Annotated in this window: 25 protein-coding genes; 22 read left to right on the forward strand and 3 right to left on the reverse strand. The window is 62.1% G+C overall.

Going from position 1 to position 25,421, the window contains the following annotated elements; translation table 11 throughout:
• The first annotated feature begins 22 nt into the window (after window positions 1-22).
• Genes Amn_RS27955 through Amn_RS27975 form a run of 5 tightly spaced genes read left to right on the forward strand, consistent with a single transcriptional unit; the run spans window position 23 to window position 3,840 of the window.
• Window positions 23-889: a branched-chain amino acid ABC transporter permease gene (locus Amn_RS27955; RefSeq protein ID WP_286298879.1), complete on the forward strand. Its 867-nt coding sequence runs from the start codon at window positions 23-25 to the stop codon at window positions 887-889.
• Window positions 886-1,917, forward strand: a complete 1,032-nt coding sequence (locus tag Amn_RS27960) for a branched-chain amino acid ABC transporter permease (protein ID WP_286298881.1) — start codon at window positions 886-888, stop codon at window positions 1,915-1,917. Before Amn_RS27955 ends, Amn_RS27960 begins: the two co-directional genes overlap by 4 nt.
• Window positions 1,914-2,642: an ABC transporter ATP-binding protein gene (locus Amn_RS27965; protein WP_286298882.1), complete on the forward strand. Its 729-nt coding sequence runs from the start codon at window positions 1,914-1,916 to the stop codon at window positions 2,640-2,642. The genes Amn_RS27960 and Amn_RS27965 overlap by 4 nt, the downstream gene beginning before the upstream one ends.
• Window positions 2,635-3,327, forward strand: coding sequence for an ABC transporter ATP-binding protein (locus Amn_RS27970; protein WP_286298885.1), 693 nt, complete (start codon window positions 2,635-2,637; stop codon window positions 3,325-3,327). The genes Amn_RS27965 and Amn_RS27970 overlap by 8 nt, the downstream gene beginning before the upstream one ends.
• Window positions 3,328-3,387: 60 nt before the next feature.
• The gene (locus Amn_RS27975) at window positions 3,388-3,840 is read left to right on the forward strand and encodes an urease accessory protein UreE (RefSeq protein WP_286298887.1); all 453 of its coding nucleotides are present in this window, start codon (window positions 3,388-3,390) and stop codon (window positions 3,838-3,840) included.
• A gap of 15 nt (window positions 3,841-3,855) precedes the next feature.
• On the opposite strand, the gene Amn_RS27980 is transcribed toward Amn_RS27975, so the two are convergent.
• Both Amn_RS27980 and Amn_RS27985 read right to left on the reverse strand, forming a co-directional pair.
• Complete coding sequence (locus tag Amn_RS27980) at window positions 3,856-6,273, reverse strand: putative bifunctional diguanylate cyclase/phosphodiesterase (RefSeq protein WP_286298888.1); 2,418 nt, start codon at window positions 6,271-6,273, stop codon at window positions 3,856-3,858.
• A 10-nt stretch (window positions 6,274-6,283) separates the two neighbouring features.
• Window positions 6,284-6,814, reverse strand: a complete 531-nt coding sequence (locus tag Amn_RS27985; protein WP_286298889.1) for a putative pterin-binding protein — start codon at window positions 6,812-6,814, stop codon at window positions 6,284-6,286.
• A 216-nt stretch (window positions 6,815-7,030) separates the two neighbouring features.
• Between Amn_RS27985 and Amn_RS27990 the strand changes: the two genes are divergently transcribed.
• Window positions 7,031-7,402 carry a 6-pyruvoyl trahydropterin synthase family protein gene (locus Amn_RS27990; RefSeq protein ID WP_067968412.1) on the forward strand — a complete coding sequence of 124 codons (372 nt, stop codon included), beginning with the start codon at window positions 7,031-7,033 and terminating at the stop codon, window positions 7,400-7,402.
• Between the two features lie 36 nt (window positions 7,403-7,438).
• On the opposite strand, the gene ehuR is transcribed toward Amn_RS27990, so the two are convergent.
• Complete coding sequence (gene ehuR / locus Amn_RS27995; protein ID WP_286298890.1) at window positions 7,439-8,848, reverse strand: MocR-like ectoine utilization transcription factor EhuR; 1,410 nt, start codon at window positions 8,846-8,848, stop codon at window positions 7,439-7,441.
• 175 nt (window positions 8,849-9,023) lie between these two features.
• Between ehuR and Amn_RS28000 the strand changes: the two genes are divergently transcribed.
• From Amn_RS28000 to urtE, 16 genes are all read left to right on the forward strand, one after another.
• Window positions 9,024-10,232 (forward strand): ABC transporter substrate-binding protein, encoded by a 1,209-nt coding sequence (locus tag Amn_RS28000; protein WP_286298891.1) that lies wholly within the window; start codon window positions 9,024-9,026, stop codon window positions 10,230-10,232.
• Between the two features lie 116 nt (window positions 10,233-10,348).
• Window positions 10,349-11,209, forward strand: coding sequence for a branched-chain amino acid ABC transporter permease (locus Amn_RS28005; protein WP_067967374.1), 861 nt, complete (start codon window positions 10,349-10,351; stop codon window positions 11,207-11,209).
• A 7-nt stretch (window positions 11,210-11,216) separates the two neighbouring features.
• Entirely contained in the window at window positions 11,217-12,254 is a 1,038-nt protein-coding gene (locus tag Amn_RS28010; protein WP_192320535.1) for a branched-chain amino acid ABC transporter permease, read from the forward strand.
• Complete coding sequence (locus Amn_RS28015; RefSeq protein WP_192320533.1) at window positions 12,247-13,017, forward strand: ABC transporter ATP-binding protein; 771 nt, start codon at window positions 12,247-12,249, stop codon at window positions 13,015-13,017. The genes Amn_RS28010 and Amn_RS28015 overlap by 8 nt, the downstream gene beginning before the upstream one ends.
• Window positions 13,014-13,730, forward strand: coding sequence for an ABC transporter ATP-binding protein (locus tag Amn_RS28020; protein WP_182574681.1), 717 nt, complete (start codon window positions 13,014-13,016; stop codon window positions 13,728-13,730). The genes Amn_RS28015 and Amn_RS28020 overlap by 4 nt, the downstream gene beginning before the upstream one ends.
• A gap of 9 nt (window positions 13,731-13,739) precedes the next feature.
• Window positions 13,740-14,483 carry an aspartate/glutamate racemase family protein gene (locus tag Amn_RS28025; RefSeq protein ID WP_286298895.1) on the forward strand — a complete coding sequence of 248 codons (744 nt, stop codon included), beginning with the start codon at window positions 13,740-13,742 and terminating at the stop codon, window positions 14,481-14,483.
• Between the two features lie 38 nt (window positions 14,484-14,521).
• Window positions 14,522-15,430, forward strand: coding sequence for an allantoinase PuuE (puuE, locus tag Amn_RS28030; RefSeq protein ID WP_286298896.1), 909 nt, complete (start codon window positions 14,522-14,524; stop codon window positions 15,428-15,430).
• A gap of 25 nt (window positions 15,431-15,455) precedes the next feature.
• Entirely contained in the window at window positions 15,456-16,703 is a 1,248-nt protein-coding gene (locus tag Amn_RS28035; protein ID WP_286298897.1) for an allantoate amidohydrolase, read from the forward strand.
• Window positions 16,703-17,965, forward strand: coding sequence for an ArgE/DapE family deacylase (locus Amn_RS28040; RefSeq protein ID WP_502874776.1), 1,263 nt, complete (start codon window positions 16,703-16,705; stop codon window positions 17,963-17,965). Before Amn_RS28035 ends, Amn_RS28040 begins: the two co-directional genes overlap by 1 nt.
• Window positions 17,966-18,232: 267 nt before the next feature.
• Window positions 18,233-19,387 carry a transporter substrate-binding domain-containing protein gene (locus Amn_RS28045; RefSeq protein WP_067967398.1) on the forward strand — a complete coding sequence of 385 codons (1,155 nt, stop codon included), beginning with the start codon at window positions 18,233-18,235 and terminating at the stop codon, window positions 19,385-19,387.
• 13 nt (window positions 19,388-19,400) lie between these two features.
• Window positions 19,401-20,009, forward strand: coding sequence for an ANTAR domain-containing response regulator (locus tag Amn_RS28050; protein ID WP_067967401.1), 609 nt, complete (start codon window positions 19,401-19,403; stop codon window positions 20,007-20,009).
• Window positions 20,010-20,497: 488 nt separating this feature from the next.
• Window positions 20,498-21,745, forward strand: a complete 1,248-nt coding sequence (locus Amn_RS28055) for a transporter substrate-binding domain-containing protein (protein WP_154384470.1) — start codon at window positions 20,498-20,500, stop codon at window positions 21,743-21,745.
• 72 nt (window positions 21,746-21,817) lie between these two features.
• The gene (gene urtB, locus Amn_RS28060; protein ID WP_154384471.1) at window positions 21,818-22,708 is read left to right on the forward strand and encodes an urea ABC transporter permease subunit UrtB; all 891 of its coding nucleotides are present in this window, start codon (window positions 21,818-21,820) and stop codon (window positions 22,706-22,708) included.
• A 25-nt stretch (window positions 22,709-22,733) separates the two neighbouring features.
• On the forward strand, window positions 22,734-23,894 hold the full coding sequence (gene urtC, locus Amn_RS28065) for an urea ABC transporter permease subunit UrtC (protein WP_192320524.1): 1,161 nt from the start codon (window positions 22,734-22,736) through the stop codon (window positions 23,892-23,894).
• Between the two features lie 3 nt (window positions 23,895-23,897).
• Entirely contained in the window at window positions 23,898-24,692 is a 795-nt protein-coding gene (gene urtD / locus Amn_RS28070) for an urea ABC transporter ATP-binding protein UrtD (protein ID WP_286298901.1), read from the forward strand.
• Window positions 24,685-25,380, forward strand: a complete 696-nt coding sequence (urtE, locus tag Amn_RS28075) for an urea ABC transporter ATP-binding subunit UrtE (protein WP_154384474.1) — start codon at window positions 24,685-24,687, stop codon at window positions 25,378-25,380. The genes urtD and urtE overlap by 8 nt, the downstream gene beginning before the upstream one ends.
• Window positions 25,381-25,421 lie beyond the last annotated feature (41 nt).

Here is a 25,421-nt window from a genome sequence, read left to right on the forward strand (position 1 = left end):
GATCCAGGAGGCTGTGCCCGATATGGACCTGCTCATAGTACTTTTCTTCGAGGCTCTCAAAGCCGTCGCAAGCCTGGCGTTGATCAGCGTCGGACTGGCCATCATTTTCGGCATGATGCGGGTGATCAATCTCGCGCATGGCGAGTTCCTAATGCTCGGAGGTTATGCCGCGATCGTAGCGACCAAGGCGGGCATCAACATCTGGGTCGCCACGCTGTTGATCAGCCCCCTCGTGGTGGGGGTGATCGGCGTCGTCATCGAGCGGACGATCATCCGCTTCCTCTATGGCCGGCCGCGCGACACCATGCTTGCCACCTGGGGGCTGAGCCTGCTGCTTGTTGGCCTGGCGACGACGGTGTTCGGCAACACAACCGAGGGCATTTCGGCGCCGGCCGGATCGCTGCAGATCGGCGACTACCGCATCGCCGCCTATTCGCTGATCATCATCGTCATCGCAATCGCTGTGTTTGCCGCGATCTGGGCCGTCTTCCGCTACACGCGCTACGGGCTGATCGCCCGCAGCACGATGCAGAATGCCGACATGGCTGCAGCACTGGGCGTCAATCCTTCGCGCGTCTATGCCGTCACATTCGGCGTCGGCGCCGGGCTCGCCGGCCTCGCCGGCGGCGTCATGGCGCCGATCACCGGCATCGTGCCGACAATCGGCGCGGCCTATGTCGCCAAGGCGTTCATCACCGTCATCGGCGGTGGCCCGGCCATTCTCGCAGGCACGGTGTCGGCTTCCGTCATGTTCGGTGCGATCGACCAGATCATCACATATCTCTCGACCCCGGTTATCGGCGAGGTGGCTCTTCTGGCCGCTGCCGTCGTGCTGTTGCGCTTCATGCCGCAAGGCATCACCGGGCGCTTTTTCAGGAGGGCGGCATGACCGCGAATTGGCAAGGAAACGGCGGTCTGGTTGCCGCCACGGTGCTGGGGCTGGTGCTGTTGTTGGCGCTGCCGCAAATCGTCGACCCGGTCATGATGATCGAGCTGACGTCCTATGTGATCATGGCGATCCTGGCGCTCAGCCTCGGGCTGATCTGGGGTTATGGCGGCATCCTGTGCTTCGGCCAGTCGGCCTTCTTCGGCATCGGCGCTTATGCCTATGCCATCGCCGTCCTCAACTTCGGCGACAGCACCATCCCGCTTCTGCTCTCGATCGTCGTTCCAGGGCTGTTTGCGGCGTTGCTCGGCTACTTTCTGTTCTATGCGCGTATCACCGACGTCTATTTCGGCGTCATCACGCTGACGGTGACATTGATCCTCTACAAGGTCATGGGCGCGACATCGGGCTCGCAATATGTCATCGGCACAGCACCTCTTGGCGGCTACAACGGCATCCCGGCGGTTCCTCCGCTGAACCTTCCGGGTCGGCCCGATGCGGCGCTCTCCTTCGACGGCCTGTTCTATCTCTCCGGTCTCATCCTGCTGGCGGTCTATGTCGGGCTGCGGCTGATGTTGAAGAGCCGTTTCGGCCAGGTCGTCGTCGCCATCCGCGAGAACGAACGCCGCGCCGAACTGCTCGGATATGACGCGCGTTTCTACAAGCTGGCGACCTTTACCATCGGTGGCGCCATCGCCGGCCTGGCAGGCTGCCTGTTTGCCAATTGGGGCATGTTCATCAGCCCCGATGTCTTCGGACTGGCGCAGTCGGCGCAGGTGATCATCTGGGTGATCGTCGGTGGCACCGGGACGCTGCTTGGTCCCATCGTCGGCTGTTTTGCCATCCAGTGGATCGCCACCAAGCTTGGTGCCCAGCAACTGCTCAATGCCAATCTGGTGCTCGGCACGATCCTGATCGGTTTTGTCCTGTTGGTACCGAAAGGCGTGGTGCCGACGGTCGGCGATGCCTTTCGGCGGCTGAAGTTTCGTCCCTATGTCGCTCCGCTCGTCGAGCAGAGGAGGGTGCCATGACCTCGTCCGACTGCATCCTCGAGACCCGGGGTCTTGAAAAGCGCTTCGGCGGCGTCGTTGCAATAGCCAGCGTCGACTTCAACCTGAAGCAGCGTGAGCTGCGCTGCCTGATCGGTCCCAATGGGGCCGGCAAAAGCACCTTCTTCAAGATGCTGACGGCGCAGCTCAAGCCGACGACCGGCCAGATCCTGTTCGATGGCGTCGACATCACGCGGGCCCAGCCGCATCAGGTCAGCCGGCTGGGCATCGGCATCAAGAACCAGGTGCCCGACGTGTTCAACAACCTGACGGTGGCGGAAAACATCTCCGTTGCGGCCAGGTCGCGGCACGGCAAGGCGCGTGCTGCGGCCAAGGGCAAGGACGTCATGGAGCGGCTGGGGCTGACTGCTCTGACGGGTAGGCTGGTTGGCGAGCTGGCCCATGGCCAGCGCCAGTGGGTCGAGCTTGCCATGGTGGTGGCGCTCGAACCAAAGCTCATCCTGCTCGACGAGCCGGCTGCCGGCATGACGGCGGACGAAACCAACAAGACCGCCGACCTCATCCGAGAGGTCAACAAGTCGGCGGCCATCGTCGTTGTCGAGCACGACATGCAGTTCATCAAGCAGATCGCGCAGACGGTGACGGTGTTCCACCAGGGCCGCGTGCTGATTGAGGACACGATGGACAAGGTTCAGGGCAACGAACTGGTCCGCGAGGTCTATCTGGGGAAATCCGAAGATGATTGAGGTCAAGAACCTGCACTCCGGCTATGGCAGGATCCCGATCCTGCATGGCATCAACTTCACCATAAAGCCTGGCGAGGTCGTCGGCATCCTGGGCCACAACGGCATGGGCAAGACCACGCTGTTGCGCACGCTCGTCGGCCAGATCAAGACCACGCAAGGACGTATCGAGTTCGACGGCCGCGACGTGACGTTCGCCAGTCCGTCCGAGCGCGCCCGTGCCGGCATCGGCTACGTGCCGCAGGGCCGGGACATCTTCCCGTTGCTCTCTGTCATGGAGAACCTGAAGATGGGGGAGATCATGCGCGACGGCGACAGCGCGATACCCGAGATGCTCGGCCACTTCCCCGTGCTGAAGGACCTGCTCGAGCGGCCCGGACGAGGACTGTCGGGTGGACAGCAGCAGATACTGGCGCTGGCCCGCTGCCTAGCCGGACGGCCGAAGCTGATCCTGCTCGACGAGCCGACCGAAGGCATCCAGCCGTCGATCGTCGATCTCATCGCCGAGAAGCTCGGCGAGCTGAAGGTCACGCTCGGCCTCGGCATCATCCTCGTCGAACAGGACATCCGCTTCATCCGCCAACTGGCTGACCGTGTGCTGATCATCCAGAAGGGCGCATTCGTTGCCGAGATTTCTCCGGACCAGCTCTACGACAGGGAGACGGTCGACGCGCATCTGGGGATCTGACCTGGAAACAGCTGCAAATTGCCTTGTAACCCGGCGGCCTGCCGCTCCAGGGAGCCTTGAATGTTGAAGCTGAATTCGATTGTCGGATTGGCTGCCGACCAACAGCTGAGCACCCGACTTCACCTGCTGGACCATGAAGGCCGTGTCGAGTTCATCATGCTCGACGCTGGCGAAATCGCGCGACGTCGCCTGTCGGCAAGAACCGATCGTGGCACGCTCTGCGCCATCTCCCTGCCGCGTACGCAGCGGCTCGTCGACGGCGCGGTGTTGTTGATCGAGGACAAACGCGCCATCGTCGTGCGCGCCGAACCGGAACGCTGGCTGGTTTTCAAGGCGGCCGATGCCGCTGCGGGGATCGAACTGGGATATTGCGCCGGCAATATGCACTGGCCGGTTCGTTTCGAAGGCGACCACCTCTACGTCGTCGGCGAACTCGGTTCCGGCCACGTTCTGGATCGGCTGCAGCATGTGCTCGATCAGGGCGCAGTTGTTTTCCTCGGCGAGGACAAATGATTGCCGCCGGCGCCTCTACGCCAACGTCAGCTTGGCGCGCTGGTCCTCGAGATATCGCCTGAGCTGGGCAACCGACATTGGCGGACTGAAGAAGTGCCCCTGGACGGCGTCACATCCGGTGGCCCGGACGATCAGCAGCTGTTCCTCGGTCTCGATGCCCTCGGCGACAGTGGTCATTTCCAGCGCATGCGAGAGGTTCACGATCGCGCTGACGATCGCCCAATGGTCGCGATTGCCGGCGATTTCGGCGATGAAGGAACGGTCGATCTTGACCTTGTCGACGGGGAAATTCCTGAGATAGCTGAGGGACGAGTAGCCCGTCCCGAAATCGTCGAGCGAAATCTTGACGCCAAGCGCATGCAGCCGGTTCAGGGCAAGCAGAGTTTCCTTGTTGTCGCCCAACAGCAGGGATTCGGTGATTTCGAGTTCCAGCCGCTCGGGGGCAAGGCCTGTCAGCGATAGCACCTTGGCAACAGTGTCGACGATGTTTCCCCGCCTGAACTGGCCCGGCGACAGATTGACCGCGACGTTGACGTCGCCCGGCAATTTGACGGCTTCCCGGCACGCCCTCTCGAGCACCCAGGCGCCGAGTTGCACGATCAGGCCGGTGCTTTCGGCGATCGGGATAAATTCGTCGGGCCGGATCTGGCCACGCTGGCAACCGGGCCAGCGCAGCAATGCCTCGACCACGGCGACCTGCTTGCTCTTGAGATTGACGATCGGCTGGAAGACCAGCTCGAACTCCTTGTCGAAATCAGCGGCCCTTAGATCGAGTTCGAGCATGCGACGACGTTGCAGCCGGTCGTCCATCTCCGGCGCGTAGAACTGGTAACTGCCGCGGCCATCGCTCTTGGCACGGTAAAGTGCCAGGTCGGCATTCTTCACCAGGTCGTCGGCAACCCCATCGCAATCCGACGCCAGTGCGATGCCGATGCTTGCTCCAATGACGATGTGGTGGGCGTCGAGATGGTACGGTTCCTCGAGCGCCTCGATCAGCCGTTGCGCAATATGGGCGACATCGTCACGTCTGACCGCCGGCTGGATGACGATGAACTCGTCACCGCCGAGGCGCGCAACGACGTCATATTCACGAACCATGCCCGAAACGCGGTTGGCAACCTCGCGCAGCAATGCGTCGCCGACGGGATGGCCGAGCGTGTCGTTGACGTTCTTGAAGTTGTCCAGGTCGAGGCAGAGGACCGCGGTATCCTGGTGGTGCCTGCGGCCATGCGCCAGCTCCTGCTCCAGGCGCTCGCGCAGCATCAGGCGGTTCGGCAGCCCGGTCAAAGGATCGTGGCGCGCCATGTGGGCGATGCGCTCTTCGGAGAGATGGCGTTCGGTGATGTCCTCATAGGTGGCAACCCAGCCGCCTGAATCCATCGGCTGATGCAGGATCGAGACAATGCGGCCGTCGACGAGCTTCTGCAGCAGGACGCCGGGCTGGCCCTTTTCAATCAGCTGTTGCTGGGAGCGATAGGCAAGTTCGGCACTATGCTGCGTCGACGTTGCGGCATCGATCGACGCCTGTATGATCTGCTGGGGTGTGGTCCCGGGCGCAAGGTTGTCGTTCGACAAACCGTACATGGCGGCGAATTTGCTGTTGCTGACGATGAGCCGCTGGTCGGCATCGAACATGCACAGGCCCTGGGACATGTTGCTCAGGGCGGCGTCGAACAGGCCGTTCTGGGTGGCGAGCGCGTGGTTCGCGCCGAGCACCGCGGCATTGGCCGTCTCCAGGTCGTCGGAGGTACGGCGCAGATCGTCATTGGCCGCATTGAGGGCATCGAACGTCTGCGTCAGCAGCCGGTTGTGCCACCCTAGAAGGGCAATGAAGGCAAGGCTGCATAGGAAGAAGCCGATCGCCACGGCAGAAAAGCCGCTATGGAGGCGCAACAGCTCGTCGTCGACCTTGGCCGCCTGCACGGCACTGTACTGGTTGGCCTCCGAGGCGAGGCCGATCAGTTCGGCCTCCAGTGCGCGCATCGACGTCAGTATGGATTGCGCCTGGCCCGGGGCGTCGATCCTGGTGATCACACTGTCCATGTCCGCGACGAACTTGGACAGCTGGGCGATTGTTGCCTTTCGCTCCGGCGTCTCGGCGACAAATTCCTCGAACTGGCCGGTGCTGAAGCCACCGAGCCGGCTCTTCAGAATCTGAAAGCGAAGCTGCGTGTCGGCCTTGAGCTGATCATTTGGCGAAGCAGCCAGCGTGGCTACCCGCTGGTAGAGGCGCAGATATTCGTTGACGCCCTGGCTGGCACTCCACGCCACGTCGTATCGCGAGAGCTTCCCGATAGATGCCTGACGTTCGAAGATGACGACGGACAAATAGGCCGCGGCGACAGCGAAGACGGCAATCGTGCCAATCAGCAGTGCCTTGAGCAGATGGAATGCAAATGCACGGCGGGATCCAGGCGCCAACAAAGCGGCCATGACATCTTCCCTACCGGATGATCAACCGGGCCAGCTGCCAAACCGAACGCGAATAGAACTTCTGGCTCTGAAGCTCCGGCTTGCTGTCATAAGGATAGACGATGAACAGCGGGCCCTTGTCGCTGACCTCCATGTACTGGCCGTCGCGCTTGAGCGCCAACAGCACGTTGTGGAGCGCAAAATCCTCCGTCGGGATCGTCGTCTTGTAGTCGTTGAGGGCAACGGCAACGGCTTCCTTGCCGTCGGCGCCCACGAGTTCCATGATCTTCTGGAGCGGAACGCCCTCGAACTTGACCATACCCGTAAACCACGGCGTCGTGGTCTCGATCGAGGTAACGCCGAGCGCTTCGAGCATGTCGCGGTCAAACGAGGCCACACCATCGCCATTCGTGACGCTGATCTTGCCTTCGATGACCAGGATCGGGGTGCCCTTGGGTGCCTGCAGTTTGCCGTCTTCGGCCTGAGCCGACGACAGCGCGAAAAGTGCCAATGACGTCGCCACTGCCACTGCGCGGACGATTGAAGACACAAGATGATTCATAGCACGTACTCCCCGGCACCGTCAGTTTGCATCGGACCATGCCAAAGGTCACTGAAAAACACATTAACGACGTTGAATATGCCACAATAATCAGCACGATATCGCGTATCGGCAAGTAGCAAGCGGATGTTTCTTGTTTTGATCGAATTGACCGGCTCAGAAGCCGGTGGCAGATATCCGGCACCAGGTTGAGCATGAGATGGGCAGGACGGCAAAATGATCGAGACTTACAAGGAGTTCACCTTCGAGGCAGCACACCAGCTGCAGCCTTTTTCGGGCCTCCACGGTCACTCGTTCCAGGTCAGCGTCCACCTCGTCGGAGACCCCGACCCGGTCTTTGGCTGGCCGGCCAATCTCTATGAGCTGGAGCAGCAGATAGAGGTCGTCCGGATGACCCTCGACCACAAATATCTCAACGAGATCGAGGGGCTGTCCGTGCCGTCGCTCGAGAACGTCGCGCGCTGGATCTGGGACAAGCTGGAACCTCAGTTTCCGCAGCTCGATCGCGTGGCGGTTCGCCGGGGCGCGCAAGGTCAGGCCGAGGGTACGGTTTACAACGGGCGCGCCCTGCAAAAGGCTCGCGCATAAGCGGCTCCAGCTTCCGCTCTCCGTCAGCCTTCCCGGCTACACATAGCCGATCGATTGCAGATCCATGTGCGGCTTGGGCTGCGAGTTGAGCAGGCCCATCAGTCGGTTCAGGCCCAGCGCGATCTGCGGCAGGGAGTGTGCTGCTCCCAGGCAAAGCCGCACCGCGTGCGGTGCATGATCGCGTTTCACGGCAAAGGCGTCGGCGGTGATCACCCTGACGCCCTCGCGCAGGGCTGTGGCGGAGAACGAATCCATTCGCCAGGGTTCGGGAAGCTGCAGCCAAAGGTGATAACAGGATGTGGACGCGTGCTCCGCATGGTGGCCGAGGATACGATGAGCCACCTCCTGGCGCTCATGCGCCTGGTTGCGGTGCCAGGCGATCAGCTTGTCGGCATAGCCGTTTGCCATCCAGTTGGTCACAATCGCCGCCATGAACGGTGGCGACATCCAGTTGCTCATGGTGACGATCTCCTGGACGGAGCGGCTGAGCTTGGCCGGTACCACCAGGAAGCCGATACGCAAGCCAGGCGCCATGCTCTTGGAGGCGCTGGTGAGGTAGATGGTTCGTTCCGGAATGAGAGAGGCGAAGGGCCGCGGCCGGTTCTCGGCAAGGAAGCCATACACGTCGTCTTCGATGATCCAGAGACCATACTCCTCGATGATCTCGGCGATCTCCCGCATCCGTTGCTCGGACATGGTGATCGTCGTCGGGTTCTGCAGAACGGGCATGCAATAGAGCGCCTTCGGCCGCTTGGTCTCGCAGAGTTCGCGCAAGGCCGCAGGATCCAGACCCTCGTGGTCCATTTGAACCGCGGCGAGAGTGATGCCGAGCTGATGCGCGATGGCCCTTGCACCCGGATAAGTCAGCTGTTCCGTGGCAATTGACTCGCCATGGCCGGCCAGCGCCATCATGCTGATCAGAAGGCCGTGCTGTCCGCCATTGCAGATGATGACATTGTCCGGATGCGCCCTGATCCCGATACCCTCCAGCCATTGCGATGCGACGGCGCGGTGCGAGATCATGCCTGCGCTGGGCTGATAGGTGAGAAGCGCGTCGAGGGAGCCTGACCGCGACAGATCCTTCAGGGTCGACCTGAGGATCTCGTCGGCTTCGCCAATGGCCGACAGATTGAGCCCGAGGTCGATCACCTCCGGCTGGGGTTTTTCCGGCACCACCAGCCGGGTGATGTCGTCGCGATGGTTGTCGAAATCGTTGATGAAGGTGCCGCGGCCGACCTCGCCGACGACGAGGCCTCTTACGGCCGCCTCGGTGTAGGCTCTCGCAATCGTGCCGACCGTCACGCCCAGCCGATAGGCGAGGTCGCGATGCGGCGGCAGCTTTTCGCCGGGCTGCAACTGACCTTCGGCTATCCCGCGCTCAAGCGCATCGCAGATCGCCACATAGATCGGTCCGGCGCCCTTTCTGATCTCCGGCTTCCAGTTCATGCCGCTCTCGCTACTTTGACACCGTGTCAATGAAATAATTGACACCTTCAAGTGCCAGACATACGCTCAAATAATAACAAAAACAAGGGAACATAACTGCGTAATCTGAGCATATTGAACCAATTGACATGGGTTCAATTGCAGATGAAAGCCGAGTATCACAATGGAGGACAAGATGAAATTGCGTCAGCAGAGACAAAGTGCCCTGCGCAGGGTGCTTATATTAGGAGCGGCAACCGGAGCATTGGTCGCCGGAACTTCGGCATATGCCGAGGAAACTCTGAAGATCGGTGCGCTGGGTGTGATGAGCGGGCCGTTTGCCGGCTGGGGTGGCGTCATGTGTCAGACGTTCAAGTCCCGGGCCGGCATGTGGAACGACGACGGCGGCGTGGCGATCGGCGACAAGACCTACAAGATCGAGGTCGTGTGCGTCGACGACAAGGGCGATCCCAAGGGCGCCCAGACCGGTGCCGAAAAGCTGGTGTCGGAAGGTGTCAAATATATCCAGGGGCCGAACACTGACTCCACGGCGGAAAGCGCCAAGACCGTCATGGAGGCGAATGGCACGGTCAACATGCCCTACGCCTTCTCCAAGTCGCTCTACAAGGCACCTGCCTCCCAGTCGATCCTCGGCATGGTGGCATCTTACCAGGTCGGCCCGGTCATCTACAAATGGCTGATGGACAACAAGGGCGTGAAGAAGATCGCCTTTGTCTCCGAAAACAACGCCGATCCCATCAAGCAGCGTGACGAAGGCTCAGCCGGCGCCAAGGCGCTCGGCCTGGAGGTCGTCTCCGACCAGGAAACCTACGAGTCCGGCACCACCGACTTCTTTCCGATCCTGACCAAGGTGATCGGTACCTCGCCGGATCACATCGTGCTTTCAGGCGTATCGCCCTCGGATGTCGGCCCGCTGATCAAGGCGGCGCGTGAACTTGGCTTCACGGGATCCATGAGCACCGAGACCGGGCAGGACCCGAAGGCCATCTACGAAGTGGCTGGCGACGCGTCGAACGGGTTCATTGCCGCCGGCGGTGCCAGCACCGAGGCGATCCGCAGCGACTTCATGGTCAAGTTCATCGAGCGCTACACCAAGGACTGGGGCGAGTGGAACGATGTCGCCGGCCTCTATGTCTACGGTCCCGAGATCATGATCCAGACGCTGCAAAGCGCCGGACCCAAGGCAATCGAGGACACCAATGTGTTCAAGGCGGCACTCGACGGCTTCGTCGGCAAGAACCCGTTCCTCAAGGACGGCGGCGAGTTGAAATATGTCGGCCGCACCGACTACGGCCAGCCACGTCAGGTCTCCGTGCCGATCGTCGTGCAGCAGGTCGAAAACGGCGAATACAAGCCGCTGTTCGTCGGAAAACTCCCTGACTGACGAACACGGGCGGCGGTTCGCCCCCAATGACCGCCGCCCGCACTTCCCTCGCATGAGGTCCGCATGACGCGGACCGCGGATGGGCGGAAGGTCCATCCTCGCACAGGAGACTTCGCATGACGCAGGTTATGCTCAATGCACTTGTCGTCGGAACGACTTACGCGCTGATCGCGCTCGGCATCACCATCATTTTCAGCATCATGAAGGTGGTGAATTTCGCCCATGGTCAGCTCTACATGATCGGCGGGTTCGTCGTTTACTACTTCAATGTCGTGTTCGGGCTGCCGTTCTGGTTCGGCCTCGTCATGTCCTTCCTGATCGTCGGCCTGCTCGGCGTGGCCATGGAGCTGTTCCTGTTCCGGCCGGTGATGCTGCGCGTCAAGCGCGAGGAGGTGACGATGCTGCTGGCCATGGGCACGGCGGTGTTCCTCGAAAGCCTGGCGCTGATCGTCTTCGGCGAAAAGCAGCGTGGCGTTCCCCCAATCGCAACCGGCGTCATCGAAGTTTTCGATGCCAGGCTACCCACCGGACGCATCGTCGTCATCGTCGTCGCAGCGATGCTGATCGCCGCCTTGATGGCCTTCATCGGCTACACCAAGACCGGCCGGGCGCTGAGGGCCATGGCACAGGACCGCGAGGCGACTGCTCTTCAGGGCGTCAATCTCAAGTGGCTCTCGGCCATGGGCTTCGGCCTCGGGACCGGCCTTGCCGGCCTGTCCGGGGGCCTGCTCGTGGCAATCTTCGCCGTCCACACCGGCGCCGGCACGGCCATCTCGATCAAGGCATTCCTGATGATCATGATCGGTGGTGCAGGCGTGCTCTCCGGCGCCATCCTGGGCGGCTTCGTCCTCGGTTTCCTCGAATCGGTCGGCTACGCGCTTTTGCCGGGCTCACTGACCTTTCTCATCATCTTCCTGATCGTGATCTGCTTCCTCATCGTGAGGCCGAACGGGATCATGGGTAAGCCCTGGGGCTGAGACGACCATGCAAAAGACCATATCCATGCCAAATGTGAACCTGTCCCCAAGCGAGCAGCGAAGCTCCTCGCTGAAGCCCATCGGGCTGGGGCTGCTGATCGCGGCAGGTTACTTCCTTGCCATTCCGCTGGTCTTCGGCGCCAATGGCTACCTGCTCAACGTGTTCACCACCATGGCTGCCGTCAGCTTCATCAGCTTCGGTGTCTGGCTGACCTTCGCCATCGGTCGCATCAACCTTGCCCAGGCGGGATTTGCGCTGATCGGCGCATACGTAACAGCCATCCTGGTGTCGCGGCTCGGCGTCTCGTTCTGGATCTGCCTGCCACTGTCGGGAGCCGTCGCGGCCCTGCTCGGTGGCCTGATCGGCTGGCCGGTGCTGCGTCTCAAGGGCGTCTATTTCGCCATGATCACGCTCTGCATCACCGAGGCCTGCCGCCTGACTGCGTTGAGTTTTCCGGCCCTGACCAATGGCGCCCAGGGCATCGTCGACCTTCCGCTTCCGAGCGAATTGTCGTTGTTCGGCCTGACCATCATTCCGGCCTTCGAAAAGGGCGCGCGGCTGCCGTTCTTCTACCTCGCCGGCACGCTGATGCTGCTTGGCCTTTGGTTCATGTGGCTTCTCGACACCAGCCGCGTCGGCGCCGTGTTCCGCTCGCTCAGACAGAACGAGGATTTGGCGTCGAGTCTTGGCATCAATGTCGCCAAGTATCGTGTCGTCGCCTTCATGGTCAGCTGCTTCTATGCCGGTGTCGGCGGTGCCTTCTTCGCCACTCTGCAGCAGAACGTCTACCCCACCACTTTCCAGGTGCTCGATAGCGTCTACTTCATGGTCTACTGCTTCGTCGGCGGTCTCGAATTCGTCGTTGGCCCGCTGGTCGGCGCCGTTGTCATGATGAGCAGCTTCGAACTCCTTCATGAGTTCCAGCGCTATCAGACCGTCATTTTCTCCGGCCTGATGATCCTGTGCATCCTGCTCATGCCGAACGGAATCCTGAGCGTCATCAAGCGGCGCTCCGGCAAGCTGGAGGAGGCGTCCAATGCTTGAAGTTCGCGGATTGACCAAGATCTTCGGCGGCCTGACCGCAGTGAACGACCTGAACTTCACGTTGGATGCGGGCGAGATTCTTTCCATCATCGGCCCCAACGGCGCCGGCAAGAGCACCTGCTTCAAGCTGATCGCCTCCTTCCTCAACCCGACGAGGGGAACCGTCCGTTTCAACGGCAAGGACATTACCGGCATCGGACCGCATGCGGTTGCCCGCCACGGCATCGTCAGGACGTTCCAGGAAAACACCAGCTTCCAGGACATGACCGTGCGCGAGACGGTGCTGCTCGGCTACCACAAGGACTGCAAGGCCTCGCTCGCCGGCATGATCTTCCGGACGCCGCGCGCCAGGAAAGACGAGCGGGAAGCCGGCGAATACGCAGATCACGTACTTGACCTGCTCGGCATGGCACATCTTGCCAATACGGTGTCCGCCGCCTTGCCGCACGGCATGCTGCGCAATCTCGGCATCGCGGTAGCGCTTGCTGCCAAGCCAAAGCTCATCCTGCTCGACGAGCCGTTTGCCGGGCTGAACTCGGACGAGACCAAGCGCGGCGTCGAGCTGATCCGCAAAATTCGCGACGAGGGCGTCACGCCTATCCTGGTCGAGCACGACATGGCTGCGGTGATGTCGGTCAGTGAACGCATCGTGGTCGTCAGCTTCGGCAGCAAGATCGCCGAGGGCACGCCGGCGGAGATCCAGCAGAACGAGAAGGTCATCGAGGCTTATCTCGGCGCGGAAGATACGGAGATCGGCCTATGAGCGCGCAATTCTCGATCCGGGACCTCGCCGTGTCCTATGGCAGGGTTCGCGCCGTGAAGGGTGTTTCCCTCAATGCCGGCGAGGGGGAGATCATTTCCCTCATCGGCGCCAACGGCGCCGGCAAGTCCTCCATCCTGCGCGCCATTACCGGCCTGACCGCGCCTGAGAGTGGTGAGATCTGGTTCGACGGCGAGCGCATCGACGGCAAGGGACCCGACCAGATCGTGGCACGCGGCGTGGCGATGGTGCCGGAAGGGCGACGCATCTTCCCGTTCATGAGCGTGCGCGACAACCTTCTGATGGGCGCCTATCGTCGCAAGGACAATGCGGGTGTCGCTGCCGACCTCGAAGGCATTCTGACCCGGTTTCCGCGCTTGCGCGAGCGCATCGGCCAGCAGGCCGGCAGCCTGTCGGGCGGCGAGCAGCAGATGGTGGCGATCGGTCGCGCGCTGATGTCCAAGCCGCGGCTTCTGCTGCTCGACGAACCGTCGCTCGGCATCGCGCCGATCATCGTCCGCGAGATCGCCCGCTTCATCACCAGCATCAACCGCGACAATGGCGTCAGCGTCATTCTCGTCGAGCAGAACTCGCGCATGGCGCTCAAGCTCTCCAGCCACTCCTATGTGCTCGAGACGGGCAAGATCGCCTTGTCTGGGCCTTCGCATGAGCTGGCCGAGAACGACGACGTCCGCCGCGCCTATCTCGGCGGCTAGGGGCAGGTCATGAAGATCGAGATCATCAATCCCACGACCACTTCCGCATTTGCCAGGAAGAACCTGGCTGCAGCGCAAGGCGTTGCCTCGTCGGGCACCGAGATCCTGTCAGTCTCGGTCGAGAGCGGCCCGCCGTCGATCGAAAGCCACTATGACGAGGCGCTGAGCACGATCGGCATCCTCGAGCGTATCCGCGAGGGAGAGAACGCCGGTGTCGACGGCTATGTCATCGCCTGCTTCGGCGATCCCGGCTATCTCGCCGCCCGCGAGATCGCGCGCGGGCCGGTCATCGGTATCGCCGAGGCGGCCTTTCATGTCGCCAGCATCGTGGCGACCCGCTTCTCCGTGGTCACCACGCTCGCCCGCACCAAGATCATCTGCGAGCATCTGCTGCAGGTCCACGGCTTCGAACATCAGTGCCGCAAGGTCCGGGCCTGCGGGCTCGAGGTCCTCGAACTCGAGGAGACCGGTATGGCGGCCTGCCGTGACATCGTCGAGGAATGCCGCCGCGCCGTCGCCGAAGACGACATCGGCGCCATCGTGCTCGGCTGCGCCGGGATGGCCGACCTGGCCACGCATATCCAGGAGCAGATCGGCGTTCCGGTCATCGAAGGCATTACCGCTGCGACCAAGCTCATTGAAGGCATCGTCGCCCTGAGGCTCGGCACCAGCAAATTCGGTGACTTCGCTTATCCGCTGCCCAAGCGGCTGAGCGGATCGGTCAAGCATCTTGAAATCGCACCGCGCGACTAGGCCGGCGTCCGTCCGGAACAGGTAGAAAGGATCGAACAATGTCATACCCCCGCGATATGGTCGGCTACGGCAACAGGCCGCCAATGGCCAACTGGCCGAACGGCGCCAAGCTCGCGCTGCAGTTCATCGTCGCCTTCGAGGAGGGGTCCGAAAACTGCGTTCTGCACGGCGATGCTCATTCGGAGAACTTCATCTCCGACATCATCGGCGCGCCGCAGCTGTTCGGCGTGCGCAACATGAACATGGAGTCGCTCTACGAGTATGGCACGCGCGTGGCGTTCTGGCGGGTATTCGACGAGTTCAAGCAGCGCGGCATCCACACCACTGTTCTGGCCAACGGCCTGGCGCTGCAGCACTACCCCGAGGCCGGCAAGATCATGCACTCCCTCGGCCACGAGATCGCCAGTCATGGCTGGAAGTGGATCGACCACCAGTGGATGGGCGAAGACACCGAACGCGCCCAGATGAAGCTTGCCATCGACACGATCACGCGGGTGACTGGCGAGCGTCCGGTCGGCTGGTACACCGGACGCTGCAGCCCGAACACACTCAAGCTGGTGGTCGAGGAGGGTGGCTTCCTCTACGATTCCGACACCTATGCCGATGATCTTCCCTATTGGGAAAACGTCAACGGCAAGCAGCATCTGCGCATTCCCTACACACTCGAAGCCAACGACATGCGTTTTGTGGCGGCGGCCGGCTTCAATTCCGGCGACCAGTACTTCACCTATCTCAAGGATACGTTCGACGTGCTCTACCGCGAGAGCGACAGGACCCCGCGGATGATGTCCACCGGGCTCCACCTGCGCATCGTCGGCCGCCCCGGGCGTTGGGCTTCGTTCCTGCGCTTCCTCGACTACGTCCAGAAGCACGAAGGCGTCTGGATCTGCCGGCGCGACGAAATCGCCCGCCATTGGCACAAGCACCATGCACCTGAGCGGCAGTAGCGGCGCAAGGCTCCGGGATAGCATCATGTCGACTTACCTCAACGAAACCGACGCCGGGCGGCGCATCATGCGGCGCTGCGACGAGCTTGGCAGCATCAGCGAGCCGGGCGTTGGCGTGACGCGGCTCTATCTGTCGCCGCAACATCGCACGGCCGCCGAAACCATTGCCGGATGGATGCACGATGCCGGCATGGACGCGCGTATCGACGAGGCCGGCAACGTCGTCGGCCGCTACCATTCCGAAAGCGGCGGCGGGCCCTATCTCATTACCGGCTCGCATATGGACAGTGTCGTCCATGCCGGCCGCTATGATGGTCCGCTCGGCGTGGTCACCTCGCTCGACTGCGTTGCCGTGCTCAACGGTCGCGGCCGCCGCCTGCCGTTCGGTATCGAGGTCGTCGCCTTCAGTGACGAGGAAGGTACGCGGTTCCGGACGACGCTCGCCGGAAGCCGCGCCATCACGGGACAGTTCGGTGACGACCTGTTCAACGCCAAGGATGCGCAAGGCATCAGCCTTCGCGAGGCCATGATCGCGTTCGGTCTCGATCCCGAGGCCGTCGCCAGGGCAGCCCATCGGCCGGGCGACATGATCGGCTATGTCGAGCTTCATATCGAGCAGGGACCAGTGCTCCAGGCCGAGGGTTTGTCGGTCGGCGTGGTGACCGCGATCAGCGGCCAGACGCGCGCCGTCGTGACACTCAAGGGTGCGGCCAATCATGCCGGCACGGTGCCTATGGGCATGCGCAAGGATCCGCTCCTGGCAGCAGCCGAGATCGCGCTGGCGGTCGAGCGTATCGCCTCGGTCCATCCCCATACGGTGGGCACAGTCGGCTTCGTCAAGGCCGACCCGGGACTGATCAATGTCATCCCGGGCGAGGTCTCTTTGACCGTCGACCTGCGCTCGCAGGCTGACAGTGTCCGCCACGCTGCCTTCGACGAACTCGGCGTCGCTGCCCGGGCCATCGCGGCAAGGCGCGGAGTGGAGATCGACATCGACAAGATCCTCGATCTCAAGTCCTGCCCATGCGCGCCCGATTTCGTCGACCGTATCGCGGCCGCCGTCGAAGCGGCCGGAACGCGCCCTCTGCGCCTGCCCAGCGGTGCCGGCCACGACGGCATGGCGATGAGCACGGTCACCGACATCGGCATGATCTTCGTTCGCTGCAAGGACGGCATCAGCCATTCGCCGGAGGAGTCGGTCACCGCGGCAGACGTTGCAACGGGGGCGGCTGTGCTCTTGCATTTCATCGAGAATTTTCAGGGAAAACCCTAATGGAACCGAACCCTATCGAAAAAAGCCCCGGCCTCGGTTCAGAGCGTTTGCTGGATTACATCCGTTTGCATCGTGACGACCAGGTGCGCATGCTGGCGGAGCTGGTCAAGGTGCCGTCTGACAACCCGCCCGGAGATTGCGCAGCGCATGCCGATCGCGCTGCCCAATTGTATGAAGGCCTTGGTTTCACCGTCGAGCGACACAAGGTGCCCGATGCGCTGGTTGCGAGCGTCGGCATGATCAGTGCCACCAACGTGATTGTCCGCCATAGGTTTGGGCCCGGTCCGACGATCGCGCTCAATGCGCATGGCGACGTCGTGGCGCCTGGCGAAGGCTGGACCGTTGATCCCTACGGCGCCGAGATCAAGGATGGCTGGATGTACGGCCGGGGTGTGGCAACCTCGAAGTCCGACTTCGTCACCTATGCCTATGCGCTGCTGGCGCTGCGCGCATTGGGCGAGAAGCTGTCGGGCACGATCGAGATCCACCTGACCTACGACGAAGAGGTCGGCGGCGACATTGGCCCGCTCCATCTGCTTCAGCAGGGTTTGACCAAGCCGGACTATGCGATCTGCGCCGGCCTGTCCTACGGCGTCGTCACTGCCCACAATGGCTGCTTGCATCTCGACATCGACGTCCGTGGCAAGTCCGCCCATGCGGCGCGGCCCGAAACAGGCATCGACGCACTTGAGGCGGCAACGCACATACTGAGCCGGCTCTATTCGTTGCGCTCGGGTTTTTCGGAGCAGCGCTCGTCGGTCGAAGGCATCACCACGCCATCGCTGGTGGTGGGGCTTATCTCCGGCGGCATCAACACCAATGTCGTGCCCGACAAGATCGTGATGCGCGTCGATCGCCGGATGATCCCGGAAGAGAACGGTCCGGAGGTGGCGCGCGACCTGATCGCCTTCATTGAGGCGACCGCGCGCGAGATTCCGGGCGTCGAGTGCCATGTCCGCCAGCTGATGCTGGCCAATCCGCTGAAGCCGCTCGTCGGGCAGGAACGCCTGGCCGGTGCCTTGCAGAGGCATGCCTCGGAGCTGGCCGGCGAGGCCGTCCCGACGCACGGCGTGCCGCTCTACACCGATGCGCGGCACTACAGCAATGCCGGCATTCCGACCGTGCTGTACGGCGCCGGTCCGCGAACGATGCTCGAGGCCAATGCGCACCGTGCCGACGAAAAGCTCAAGATCGACGACCTCGTCCTGGCAACCAATGTGGTGACGCTGGCGCTTTACGACATGCTCACCGGCAACGCCTGACAATTTGTGGCTTGGGCATTCGAACAAGACGGTAGGCGGTCATGGACCGCCTACCTGCCGGCAATGGCTCGGAACACGCTGTCCACGGACACTCCTCTCCTTCGCGGCAGATCCGCAGAGCCGCGTTGCCTTTCCCGAGCTGTCAGGATATCTCTATGGGACTGGAAACAGTGGCGTTTCCCAAATCTCCCTAAGCAGACTCCGCCCGGCTCGCGCCGATGACCGGGTAGTATTCTATCGACCTGCTCAATAGGTGGCTTATAGCGCATGGCGACTGGTGACTGGCGGATTGGCGTCCTGTTTTCCAACAGCGGAGTGACTGCGGCGGCCGAGACGGCCGAAGCGAACGCGACGCGCCTTGCGATCGAGGAGATCAACGCGGCCGGCGGCGTTCGTGGGCGGCAGATAAAGGCGGTCTTCTACGATCCGGAATGCTCGGCCAAAAAGTACCAGGAACTCGCCGTTCGCCTCCTCGCCGAGGACGGCATCAAGATCATCTTCGGCTGCTACATGTCGTCGGCGCGCAAGGCCGTCCTGCCGGAAATCGAAGCCTATCGCGGCATGCTTTTTTACCCGACCTTCTATGAGGGGTTCGAGTATTCGACGCGTTGCTTCTATACCGGTTCGTCGTCGAACCAGAACGCGGTCCAGCTCGCGCGCTATCTGATCGACAACTACGGCACGCGCTTCCTGCTGGTCGGCTCCAACTACGTCTTCCCTTACGAATACAACCGCGTCGTCATGGACCTTGTCATGAGAGCCAAGGGGACCATTCTCGACGAGCTCTATGTGCCCGTTGAACCGGTGCGCAAGGATTTCAATCGTGTCATCAAGCAGATCAGCAAGCTGAAGCCGGACATCGTGGTGTCGACGGTCGTCGGTACGGGTGCTGTCATGCTCTATGAGGCCTACAAGGAAGCCGGTTTCGACGTCGCCACGATGCCGATCGCCAGCCTGACGACAACGGAAGCGGAAGTCGCCGAGATGGCGCCTGACATCGCGGCGGGACACCTGACCTCGGCGTCGTTCTTCGAGACGCTCGACACGCCGCAGGCGCGCCAATTCGTATCGTCCTTCAAGCAGCGGTTCGGCGCCGACGCCCCTGTTACGGCGGGCGCCGAGGCTGCCTATTTCCAGGTTCATCTCTATGCCAAAGCGCTGGAGCTGGCCGGTACGGACGAACCGGAAGCGCTGGCCAAACATCTCGCCGGGCTGGAGTTCGACGCGCCGCAAGGGCGGATACGCATCGACCCCGACAACCACCACACCGAATTGTGGTCGCGCATCGGGCGGGTCAATGACGAAGGCAAGTTCGACATCATCTGGCAATCCGAGACGAGGATCAGGCCCGACCCCTACTTCGTCACGGCGTCATTCGATGATTGGATGAGCAAACCCCATCAGCTGAAACGCAAGGCTTAGCGGATCGTTCTCGGTGGCAACCAGCATTCTCCAGGACCTGAAGGGCCTGCGCGTCCAAGTCATCCACCCGCCAGATGCGGCGGGGCTGGCGCTGGTCGAGCATCTCAGGCGCATCGGCTGCAGTTGCGAAACGACCTGGCCCTTGCCCGATGCGATAAACCCGTCGGCGGTGGTGGTGCTGGTTTCGATCGAGCAGGAGAACCGTGACAAGATCCTGAGCCTGTTCCGGCCGGTGGAGCCATCCGATCCCGCCTTGATTGCGGTCGTCACTTATGAGGATCCAAGCACGCTGCAGGTGGTGCTGGAGTGCGGGGCGCTGGCGGTCATCGAGCGGCCGATACGCCCGTTCGGCCTGTTGACAAATTTGACCATCGCGCGCGCGCTCTGGCTCGAGCGGCAGAACGCCAGCAAGCGCATCCGCAAGCTTGAGCGCAAGCTGGCCGGCAACAACCGCATCCTGCGTGCTAAGAACATTCTCATGGAAACGCAAGGGCTTAGCGAGCAGGACGCGTATGAGAACATCCGCCGGCAAGCGATGGCGAAACGCGTGCCAATGGATGATCTGGCGAGTGCGATCATCAACGCGCATGAGCTCTTGACGTTCAAGGACATGCGTGACTAATATGAAAAATAATTGACGCCGGGTGAACCTCGGATGTCGATACGGTGTGAGACAATGTGGTCCGCGCCGAGTGGCTATGTAGCCCGCAAGCTCCTCGCAGGAGTTGGCGGGCTTTTTTGTTTTTCGGCTCCCGACAAGGCCGTTGGCAGCCGTTGGTTCGATCTGCAGCACTTTCTTGACGCTCTTCGGTCAGCGCGTGCGAACGCGTGCGCGGCTTCGTTTTGTCCGGTGTCTGGAAACATGTTGCCCTACTCGTGAAAGGATTCGCTCCGTAACGTCGCAAGAAAAAACACAATCAGAGTATTTATTTACAATTCTGCGCAGTAATATGTGCTGAATATATACGTATAATTGTCGAATCATTCGGTATACGAAAAATATACTTATAGATGTATTGACTATTAGGAGTTCCTAATAAAGCGTGCAGGTGGTCGCGAATGGGGCGGCTTCACAAAAATCAACGCACAACGATGCGAACAGGAGGACCTATGAAGAACCATGATCGGCGTACATTTCTGAAAGCGTCGGGCCTCGCGGCAATCGGGCTGGCCGCTCCTTCAATCCTGCGTCTCGGCGACAAGGCCTGGGCAGCCGACGAGATTCCCGTCGGCATCATGTATTCACTGACCGGAACCACCGCGATCGTCGAGAAATCGATGAACCAGTGCGCCCAGATGGCAATTGACGAAATCAACGCCAAGGGCGGTGTTCTTGGTCGCAAGCTGCGCGCCATCATCGAAGATCCGGCGTCCGAGCCGCGCATCTACAGCGAAAAGGCCCGCAAGCTGACGATTGAGGACCAGGTCCCGGTGATCTTCGGCTGCTACACCACCGCCAGCCGCAAGGCGGTGCTGCCGGTCGTCGAGCGGCGCAAGGGCCTGCTCGTCTGGCCGACCTGGTACGAAGGCGAGGAGTGCTCCAAGAACGTGCTCTATGCCGGCTCCGCTGTGCCCAACCAGCAGCTGGAAAACTCGCTGCCGTGGCTGCAGAAGAGCCTGGGCAAGAACAAGGTGTTCATCGTTGGCTCCGACTATGCGTTTCCGCGCGGAATGGCGAAGACATCGAAGACGATCTGCGAAAAGATCGGCATGCAGGTGGTCGGCGACGAGTACCTGCCGCTCGGCCACACCGAGTGGGCGTCGATGGTCTCCAAGATCGGCTCGAGTGGGGCCGACGTGATCTTCTCCAACGTGGTGGGTGACTCAATCGTCGCCTTCTACAGGGAACTGCGCAACCAGGGCTACGATTTCGACAAGCTGCCGCTCTGCGCTTCGACGACGACGGAAGTCGAGATCAAGGCGATGGGCCCGGAATACGCGCTCGGAAGCTATGTTTCGCTGCCCTATTTCCAGACCGTCGACACGCCGCAGAACAAGGTTTTCGTCGAGGCGTTCAAGGCTTATGCCGGCGCCGATGCCGTAACCCACGCTGCGATGGAGGCGGTCTATATCGGCGTCAACATGTGGGCGATGGCCGCGGAAAAGGCAGGCGACCTCGCGCCCGATGCGATCGTCGCCAATGCCGGCGGTCTGTCCTTCGATGCACCCCAGGGCAAGGTCACCATCGACCCCGACAACCTGCACAGCTACCTGACGCCGCGCATCGGCAAGACCCGCGCCGACGGCCTGCTCGACATCGTCGACCAGTACGCAGAACCGCTGGTGCCGCTGCCTTACTCCAGCGTTGGCGAGACCGCTGACAAGCGGGTCTGCACGACGAGCGGGGCGACGCTCTAGCCCCCTGACTGCCAGCTGTGCCGGCGCGGATTCCGTGCCGGCACGCGCCCCCGACCAACGGATGGAAGCGGCATGGAAACCTTTGTCATCGGCCTGAGTATCGCATCGATCTTGTTCATGGTCGCCCTTGGCCTGGCGATCATCTACGGCACCATGAACGTCATCAATCTCGCCCATGGCGAGATGGTGATGATCGGCGCCTACACCACGGTGCTGGCGACCAAGCATCTCGGCTTCAACATCTATCTCTGCCTGCCGCTGGCGTTTCTGGTGACGGCGACATTCGGTCTGATCATCGAACGCACCGTGGTGCGCAGGCTGTACGGCCGACTGCTCGATACATTGCTGGCGACGTGGGGGATCGCGCTCATCCTGCAGCAGCTGATCCGAATCCATTTCGGGCTCGGCCTGTTCGGCGTCGAGATCGACGGTCTGGGCTCCGACCTGCAGAACGTTCCGGTTCCTGCCGAACTGCAGCAGGCCATTCAACTGTTCGGCGCCAATATCCCGGTCTACAGGGCCTTCGTCTTCGTCACCGCGCTGGCGCTCGGCGCCATCACCTGGCTTGTGATGTACAGGACGCGCTTCGGCAGCCAGTTGCGCGCTGTTTCGGTCGCCCGGAACACCGCCGCGGCCTGCGGCATCAACGACAAGCGCGTCAACATGCTGGCCTTCGCCTATGGCTCCGGCCTTGCCGGCATCGCGGGAGTTCTGGTGTCCGGCTTCAAGACCGTGTCGCCCGACATGGGCACGCCCTATGTCGTCGACGCCTTCCTTGTCGTCGTCGCCGGCGGTGTCGGTCATCTGCTCGGCACCTTCGCCTCGGCAGGCATTCTCGGCGAAGTCCAGAGTTTCGTCGCCACCTGGGCAAACGACGTTTACGGACGGACGGTCCTGTTTGCCGTCGTGATCTTCATTCTCCTCTTCAAGCCTCAGGGCCTCTTTGTCACCAAGAGCCGCTGAGCTTGGCTGCAACATGGACGAGCGCATGACTTACCGCACCGCTTCCATCATCGCCTACATCGCCTTCTTCGCCGTTGTGCTCGCGCTTCCGCTGGTGCTCAACAGCTTCTGGACCAACCGCGTCGCGATCTATCTGGTCTATTCGATCTGCGCGATCGGCATCAGCATGTCGTGGGGCTATGCCGGCATCCTCAGCCTCGGGCAGGGCCTGTTCTTCGGCATGGGCGCCTACATGCTGGCGATGTCGCTGACGCTTGCCGTGCCGGAAAACAATCCGGTGCCGCAGCTGATGCTTCTCAACATGGAGCCCAATGCGGTTCGTGACCTGTGCTGCGTCACGACGGGATCGTTCCTGTGGATCCCGTTCCGTTCGGTGGCGGTCGGCATGATCGCGGGCATCGTCGTGCCGTGCATCCTGGCCGCCGGCATCGGCTACGTCATGTTCAAGCGGCGCACGACCGGCGTCTATGTCAGCATCATCACGCTGGCCTTCGCGCTGATCGGGCAATTGCTCATCATCAACAACCAGCCGCTGACCGGCGGCTTTAACGGGTTGGCGAACCTTGCGCTGCTTGAGATCGGCGGCTTTGAATTCGACCCCTACGGACCGAGCGTCTACTATGCCGTTGCGCTGACGTTGATCGCGGTGATCCTGCTCGCCCGCTACATGCTGACCGGACGTATCGGCCAGGTACTCAAGGCCATTCGCGAGGACGAGGCGCGTGCGCGTTATCTCGGCTACGACGTCGAGAACTACAAGCTCTTCATCTTCTGCGTCTCGGCCGGCGTCGCCGGCCTGGCGGGAATGCTGTTCACGGTCACGTCGGAATTCGCCACGCCGTCGCTGATGGCGACGTCGCTCAGCATCTCGATGGTGATCTGGGCGGCGACCGGCGGCCGCGCCTCGTTGCTCGGGGCCTGCATCGGAGCGCTGATCGTCAACTTCGTCGGCTCGCTGGCCAGCGAAAGCGCGACTTTCCAGCCGGTGTGGCCTATCATCCTGGGGCTGCTTTTCGTCGTCGTCGTGCTGTTCATGCCGAACGGAATAGCCGGGATCTTCAAGGCTTTCATCGATCGTCCCGGCAAGGCTGAGCGTCTCGGCGGAGCCAAGCTCTCCGGCAAGACCGAGCGCCCCGACAAGGCCGATCTTCTCGTCAAGTCTGAGCTGTCGGCAAGGGAGGCGTAACCGATGAATGCCGTTCATAGGCCATCCCAAGCAGGCGCGGTGTCGACTGTACCGATCCTGCGGACACAAAACCTTACCGTGCGCTTCGATGAGTTTCCCGCCGTGCGCGACGTCGACCTGTCGATCGCCGATGGCGAGCTCAGAGTGATCATCGGCGCTAACGGCGCCGGCAAGTCGACCTTGCTGGATCTCCTGTGCGGCAAGACGCTGCCGTCTGAAGGCGAGATCTGGCTGCGCGACCGCAACATCACCGGCATCGGCGAGGCCGCAATCGCCCGCAGCGGCGTCGGTCGCAAGTTCCAGACGCCGACGGTGTTCAAGGACATGACGGTGCTGGAAAACCTGCAGGTGGCGAGCAATCGCCGTGTCCGCGTCTTCGAGAACCTGTTCGAGCGGGTGAAAGGGAGGCCGAGCGACAAGGAGGTAGCGGTTGCCGAGCGTACCGGGCTTCTCGGCTCGATGAAGCGCAAGGCCTCGGAGCTGTCGCACGGCCAGCTGCAATGGCTCGAACTGGCGATGGTGCTGAGCCAGGAACCCAAGATCATCCTGCTCGACGAGCCGGCCGCCGGCATGACGGCGGCCGAAACCGACAAGACGGCGGAGCTTTTGCTCGATCTCGCCGGCGGTCACACCGTGTTGGTGATCGAGCACGACATGGCCTTCGTCCGCCGCATCTGCCGGACCATCACCGTGATGCACCAGGGGGCTGTGCTCGCCGAGGGGACGGCCGAGGAGATCGAACGCAACCCCGCAGTGATACAGGCCTATCTGGGATCGGCGACACTCAGCCATGCTTAAGTTCAAAGACCTCAACGCGTTCTACGGAACGAGCCACATCATCCACGATCTCAACCTTGAAATCCGCGAGGGCGAGGTCTTCTGCATCATGGGCCGCAACGGCGTCGGCAAGACGACGCTGCTGCGCAGCCTGCTCGGCATCGGCGTGCAGACCAAAGGCGCCATCGAGTTCGAAGGCGCCGACATCAGCGGCGACCTGACCTACCAGCGGGCACGGCGCGGCATCGGCTACGTGCCGCAGGGGCGCGAGATCGTGCCCGGGCTCAGCGTGCTCGACAACATACTGCTCGGCTGCAACGCCCGCGCCGACGGCCAGACGTCGGTGCCGCCGCTGGTCTGGACGCTGTTTCCGTTCCTGAAGGATCACCTCCACCGGCGCGGTACCAACCTCTCGGGCGGACAACAGCAGCAGCTGGCCATTGCCCGCGCGCTTGCCACCGACCCGAGCATCCTGGTTCTCGACGAGCCGACCGAGGGCATCCAGCCCAACATCGTCGAGCACATCGAAGAGGCGATCGTTTCGCTCAACCGGGACCATGGCCTGACCATCATCCTGGTCGAGCAGAAGATACGTTTTGCCCGTACCGCGGCGCACCGCTTCGCCATCCTCGAAAAGGGACAGATCGCGGCGGCCGGCGACACCGCCGACCTCAGCAACGAACTGATCCACAAACACATGGGCCTTTAGCCGCGAAGGCGGCTGGGGGCCTGCAGGTCAAGCGCAGAAAG

This window comes from Aminobacter sp. Y103A (assembly GCF_030294925.1).
Taxonomy (GTDB): Bacteria; Pseudomonadota; Alphaproteobacteria; order Rhizobiales; family Rhizobiaceae; genus Aminobacter; species Aminobacter ciceronei.

Excerpts from the sequence above, each read along its gene's own strand:
- Amn_RS28035 (WP_286298897.1), top strand. The coding sequence starts at position 15,456 with ATGTCGACTTACCTCAACGAAACCGACGCCGGGCGGCGCATCATGCGG.
- Amn_RS28025 (WP_286298895.1), top strand. The coding sequence starts at position 13,740 with ATGAAGATCGAGATCATCAATCCCACGACCACTTCCGCATTTGCCAGG.
- Amn_RS28005 (WP_067967374.1), top strand. The coding sequence starts at position 10,349 with ATGACGCAGGTTATGCTCAATGCACTTGTCGTCGGAACGACTTACGCG.
- urtE (WP_154384474.1), top strand. The coding sequence starts at position 24,685 with ATGCTTAAGTTCAAAGACCTCAACGCGTTCTACGGAACGAGCCACATC.
- Amn_RS27955 (WP_286298879.1), top strand. The coding sequence starts at position 23 with ATGGACCTGCTCATAGTACTTTTCTTCGAGGCTCTCAAAGCCGTCGCA.
- Amn_RS27980 (WP_286298888.1), bottom strand. The coding sequence starts at position 6,273 with ATGGCCGCTTTGTTGGCGCCTGGATCCCGCCGTGCATTTGCATTCCAT.
- Amn_RS27975 (WP_286298887.1), top strand. The coding sequence starts at position 3,388 with ATGTTGAAGCTGAATTCGATTGTCGGATTGGCTGCCGACCAACAGCTG.
- Amn_RS28055 (WP_154384470.1), top strand. The coding sequence starts at position 20,498 with ATGAAGAACCATGATCGGCGTACATTTCTGAAAGCGTCGGGCCTCGCG.
- Amn_RS28010 (WP_192320535.1), top strand. The coding sequence starts at position 11,217 with ATGCAAAAGACCATATCCATGCCAAATGTGAACCTGTCCCCAAGCGAG.
- Amn_RS28020 (WP_182574681.1), top strand. The coding sequence starts at position 13,014 with ATGAGCGCGCAATTCTCGATCCGGGACCTCGCCGTGTCCTATGGCAGG.
- Amn_RS27985 (WP_286298889.1), bottom strand. The coding sequence starts at position 6,814 with ATGAATCATCTTGTGTCTTCAATCGTCCGCGCAGTGGCAGTGGCGACG.
- Amn_RS28000 (WP_286298891.1), top strand. The coding sequence starts at position 9,024 with ATGAAATTGCGTCAGCAGAGACAAAGTGCCCTGCGCAGGGTGCTTATA.
- Amn_RS27960 (WP_286298881.1), top strand. The coding sequence starts at position 886 with ATGACCGCGAATTGGCAAGGAAACGGCGGTCTGGTTGCCGCCACGGTG.
- Amn_RS27970 (WP_286298885.1), top strand. The coding sequence starts at position 2,635 with ATGATTGAGGTCAAGAACCTGCACTCCGGCTATGGCAGGATCCCGATC.
- Amn_RS28040 (WP_502874776.1), top strand. The coding sequence starts at position 16,703 with ATGGAACCGAACCCTATCGAAAAAAGCCCCGGCCTCGGTTCAGAGCGT.
- Amn_RS27965 (WP_286298882.1), top strand. The coding sequence starts at position 1,914 with ATGACCTCGTCCGACTGCATCCTCGAGACCCGGGGTCTTGAAAAGCGC.
- Amn_RS28015 (WP_192320533.1), top strand. The coding sequence starts at position 12,247 with ATGCTTGAAGTTCGCGGATTGACCAAGATCTTCGGCGGCCTGACCGCA.
- puuE (WP_286298896.1), top strand. The coding sequence starts at position 14,522 with ATGTCATACCCCCGCGATATGGTCGGCTACGGCAACAGGCCGCCAATG.
- urtC (WP_192320524.1), top strand. The coding sequence starts at position 22,734 with ATGACTTACCGCACCGCTTCCATCATCGCCTACATCGCCTTCTTCGCC.
- Amn_RS28045 (WP_067967398.1), top strand. The coding sequence starts at position 18,233 with ATGGCGACTGGTGACTGGCGGATTGGCGTCCTGTTTTCCAACAGCGGA.
- urtD (WP_286298901.1), top strand. The coding sequence starts at position 23,898 with ATGAATGCCGTTCATAGGCCATCCCAAGCAGGCGCGGTGTCGACTGTA.
- Amn_RS27990 (WP_067968412.1), top strand. The coding sequence starts at position 7,031 with ATGATCGAGACTTACAAGGAGTTCACCTTCGAGGCAGCACACCAGCTG.
- urtB (WP_154384471.1), top strand. The coding sequence starts at position 21,818 with ATGGAAACCTTTGTCATCGGCCTGAGTATCGCATCGATCTTGTTCATG.
- ehuR (WP_286298890.1), bottom strand. The coding sequence starts at position 8,848 with ATGAACTGGAAGCCGGAGATCAGAAAGGGCGCCGGACCGATCTATGTG.